Annotated in this window: 4 protein-coding genes; 2 read left to right on the top strand and 2 right to left on the bottom strand. The window is 33.1% G+C overall.

Annotation, left to right across the window (positions count from 1 at the left end; genetic code table 11):
* Nucleotides 1-515: S-layer homology domain-containing protein (locus tag SOR77_RS07865; RefSeq protein WP_320636569.1), on the bottom strand; the 515-nt coding region annotated here is incomplete at its 3' end.
* A 242-nt stretch (nt 516-757) separates the two neighbouring features.
* On the opposite strand from SOR77_RS07865, the gene pta reads away from it, so the two are divergent.
* Nucleotides 758-1,729 (top strand): phosphate acetyltransferase, encoded by a 972-nt coding sequence (gene pta, locus SOR77_RS07860; RefSeq protein ID WP_320636568.1) that lies wholly within the window; start codon nt 758-760, stop codon nt 1,727-1,729.
* Nucleotides 1,730-1,798: 69 nt separating this feature from the next.
* Here the strand turns inward: pta and SOR77_RS07855 are convergent, their stop codons facing one another.
* Nucleotides 1,799-2,155, bottom strand: a complete 357-nt coding sequence (locus SOR77_RS07855) for a helix-turn-helix domain-containing protein (RefSeq protein ID WP_320636567.1) — start codon at nt 2,153-2,155, stop codon at nt 1,799-1,801.
* Between the two features lie 115 nt (nt 2,156-2,270).
* Here SOR77_RS07855 and SOR77_RS07850 point away from each other — a divergent pair.
* Nucleotides 2,271-4,372: heavy metal translocating P-type ATPase (locus SOR77_RS07850; RefSeq protein WP_320636566.1), on the top strand; the 2,102-nt coding region annotated here is incomplete at its 3' end.

Below are 4,372 nucleotides of genomic sequence, written 5' to 3'. Positions count from 1 at the left end.
CTAAAAGTGTTGTCTCCAAAACCATTTATGATTCCATCTTTGGCAAGAGAATTTACAGCAACAATTTCTTTTTGAGTTAACTTATCTAAGTCACTAAAGTGAGTTTTTTCGTCAGAACTTAGTTGATAAAGAGAGCTTAGTATACTGCAAACTTCTATACGAGTAATGTGTTGAGAGTCAAACGGTTTGTCAAAACTAACATATCCGCCGGATTCAGCAGCAAGTAGTTCGTCATAGTACCATTTATTTTTATGGTTCTCTAAATTTGAATTAATTTTTTCCGATGTATAGTTATTGAATTTAAAAATTCTATTTATTATAGAGTAAGTTTCAACATTTAAAATATTATTATTTGGTTTAAAAGTTCCATTCGTATAGCCCAAAAGAAGTTTTGAGTCAGACATTTTTTCTATGTAATCTTTAGCCCAGTGGTTTTCAATATCGGAATAACGAGGTTTATTACCAGCACCAACTAGCAAAAGAGACAGAGCCAATAAAATTGTATATTTTTTCATAAATTCCACCTTTAATTTTCAAAAGTAGATTTAAATATCTACCGAAAATATTTTTTTAGGAAAGGGTATTCTTGTTTAATATGATAACTTGAAAATTGAAATAAATCAATTTAGTTTGCTAAATGTTAGAAATCTTAAAGATTTTTATATTTTTGATTTTAATTATAAAGGGGAACAATAGAAAAAATGCAAATATACAATAGATGTGGTATAGTAGTATTGAATAAAAAGGGAGGATTAATATGTATTTAATTGATCAACTAAAAATTAAAGTAAGTGAAAAATGTCCTACAATAGTTTTTCCGGAAGGTGAAGACGAGAGAATTCTTGGAGCGGTTAAGAGACTAAAAGATGAAAAAATATTAAATCCTATAGTTCTTGGAGATAGACAAGAAGTTGAAGCTACAGCTAAGAAATTAAATGTTAATTTAGATGAGTTAAACTTTATAGACCCAGCTGAATATGCAGAAATAGATGAACTTAAAGAAGCTCTTCTTGAAAGACGTAAGGGAAAACTTGATGATGTCAGAGCGACAAATTTATTAAAAGACGTTAACTATTTTGGAACAATGCTTGTGTATACAAAAAAAGCAGATGGACTTGTATCAGGTGCTGTACACACTACAGGTGAAACAGTAAAACCTGCTCTTCAAATAATAAAGACTCAAGAAGGATTCAAGAGAACTTCAGGAGCATTTATCCTATTAAAGGGAGAAGAAATGTATATAGCTGCAGACTGCGCAATAAACATTGAGCATGATGCAGAATCATTAGCTGAAGTTGCAGTTATAACAGGAAGAACAGCTAAAGCTTTTGGAATGGACCCTAAAGTTGCTATGCTTTCATTCTCAACATTGGGTTCAGCATCACACGAACTTGTGGACAAAGTTGCAAATGCAACAGCACTTGCAAAAGAAATGGACCCTGAGCTTGTAGTAGATGGCGATCTTCAATTTGACGCAGCATTCGTACCTGAAGTTGCAGCTAAAAAGGCACCAAGATCAGAAGTTGCAGGACATGCAAATGTATTTATTTTCCCTTCACTTGAAGCAGGAAATATCGGATATAAATTAATCCAAAGATTTGGTGGATTTGAAGCTGTAGGACCAATTTTACAAGGTCTAAACGCACCAGTAAATGATTTATCAAGAGGATGTAATGAAGATGAAGTTTATTCTTTAGCTATAATTACAGCTGCTCAATCAATAATGTAAATAAAATAAAAAAGTCGTAGAGTTAATTGCTCTACGATTTTTGTTTATAATGACTGTAAATATAATCTTCTATTTTTTCATATTACAACAAGGGTGCTTACCCTTAGATTCCATAAAATCACTCCCCCAATCATACATTGCATTTAAAATTGGAAGTAGACTTTCGCCAAGCTCTGTGAGAGAATATTCAACTTTAGGTGGAACAACAGGATATACTTCTCTGTGAATGAGCATATTATCTTCAAGTTCTCTGAGTTGTTGAGTGAGCATTTTAGGAGTTGCTTGTTCTATTAGAGTTTTTAATTCAGAATAGCGCAGAGTTTTTCCGGTTAAGTGCCATAATATAAGCGCTTTATATTTTCCGCCAATCAAAGAGATTGTTGTAGAAACAGGACAATCTACTGTCATATCATTTTTAGATTTCATAATTCGCTCCTTAGTATCTTTTTAGATAGTATGATACAAAAATGTACATTCTTGTTAATAAGAAACTGTAGATATATAATAAATTTAAAAATAATATGTGTCAAGGGTGGTAGAGATGAAACAAAGTTTTGATGTTACTGGGATGAGTTGTGCAGCTTGTTCTACTAGATTAGAAAAGAAAATTTCAAAAATGGATGGAGTGGAAAAAGTAAGTGTAAATCTTTTGACCAATTCTATGTCGGTAGATTATAAAGATAATATAACTGATAAAGATATAATAAAAGTTGTAGAAGATACGGGATTTGGAGCAACTGTAAAGGGAAATTCTAAAGTAGAAAAATCCGAAATTAGAGGAAGTGATGAGCTAAAAGAAATAAAAGATAGATTGATTATATCATTAATTTTTACAATTCCTCTTTTTTATATAGCAATGGGAGAAATGTGGGGAATGCCTATTCCAAAAATTTTAACCGGAGTTGAAAATTCTATCACATTTGCATTTACTCAATTTTTGATAGTGATACCAATTGTTTTTGTAAATAGAAAATATTTTATAAACGGTTTCAAAAATATGTATAGATTGTCTCCTAATATGGATTCATTGATTGCGATGGGTTCAGGAGCTGCCATAGCATATGGAATTTATTCAATTTATAAAATAGGAATTGCATTGGGTGCTGGAGATATGACAGCAGCACATCATTTTATGATGCATTTGTATTTTGAGTCAGCCGGGATGATCCTTACTCTAATTACACTTGGAAAATTTTTTGAAGCAAGGGCAAAGGATAAAACATCCGATGCAATAAAGAAATTGGTAAATTTGATGCCCAAAACAGCTTTGATAAATAGAAATGGTGTTGAAGGGGAAGTTGCTGTTGAAGATATAGTCATTGGAGATATAGTAATTATAAAAGTTGGAGATGCCATTCCGGTTGACGGTGTTGTTGTGGAAGGATATGGAAGTGTTGATGAATCGGCAATAACTGGGGAGAGTATTCCGGTTATGAAATCAGTAGGAGACACTGTAACTTCGGGAACTTTAAATACTACGGGATTTTTCAAATTAGAAGCCAATCGTGTGGGAGATGACACAGCTTTGGCAAAGATAATAAAGCTTGTGGAAGATGCTACATCGTCTAAAGCCCCGATAGCTAAGTTAGCAGATAAAATAAGTGGTATATTCGTTCCTATAGTAATGCTGATTTCATTGTTATCAATGGTAGTTTGGTTTGTTTTGATGCGAGATTTTGAGTTTGCATTGGGAGTAGGAATATCGGTTTTGGTAATATCTTGTCCATGTGCTCTAGGATTAGCAACGCCAACTGCAATTATGGTAGGAACTGGTAAAGGTGCTGAAAATGGAATTTTAATAAAATCTGCAGAGGCTCTTGAAATTTTACATTCAGTAAAAACTGTTGTATTTGATAAGACCGGTACTATAACAGAGGGAAAACCGAAAGTAACTGATATAATATCTTACGAAGATAGTGAAGAAGAATTAATATCAATAGCAGCTTCGCTAGAAAGTCTTTCTTCACACCCGTTGGCAGAAGCGATTGTAAATAATGCGCGAGAGAGAAATATTGAAATTTTTAAAGCTGATGGATACGAATTAATTCCGGGCAGGGGCATGTCAGCTGTATGCAATGGTGTTAAAATATATGCAGGGAATGCAAAATTAATGCAAGAACTTGGACTTGAGTTAGAAAAAGTTGTTTGTGAAGAAGAAAAATTTTCAAATGAAGGTAAGACTCCAATGTATTTTTCAAAAGAAAATAAAATATTGGGAATAATAGCCGTTGCAGATACAATAAAAGAAAGTTCAAAACAGGCTCTGTCCCATTTAAAAGAAATGGGAATAGCAACTGTTATGATAACCGGAGACAACAAGAAAACTGCAAAGGCAATTGCTGAGCAAGTTGGTTTAAGTGATTTTGTTGCAGAAGTTTTGCCGGAAGATAAAGAAGAAGCTGTCAGAGAGTTTCAAAAAAAAGGAAAAGTTGTAATGGTTGGAGATGGAATAAATGATGCTCCGGCTTTAGCAAGGGCAGATGTTGGAATTGCAATTGGAGCCGGCACAGAAGTTGCCATAGAGTCAGCCGATGTAGTTTTAATGAGAAGTAATTTATTAGATGTGCCGTCTGCAATAGGACTTAGCAAAGCTGTTATAAGAAACATAAAGCAAAATTTATTTTGGGCATTTATCTATAATGC

The sequence above is a fragment of the Peptoniphilus sp. genome, from assembly GCF_034090345.1.
Taxonomy (GTDB): Bacteria; Bacillota; Clostridia; order Tissierellales; family Peptoniphilaceae; genus Peptoniphilus.
The sequence above is the reverse complement of the archived record's forward strand: the minus strand, read 5'-3'. Positions and strand labels throughout refer to the sequence as shown.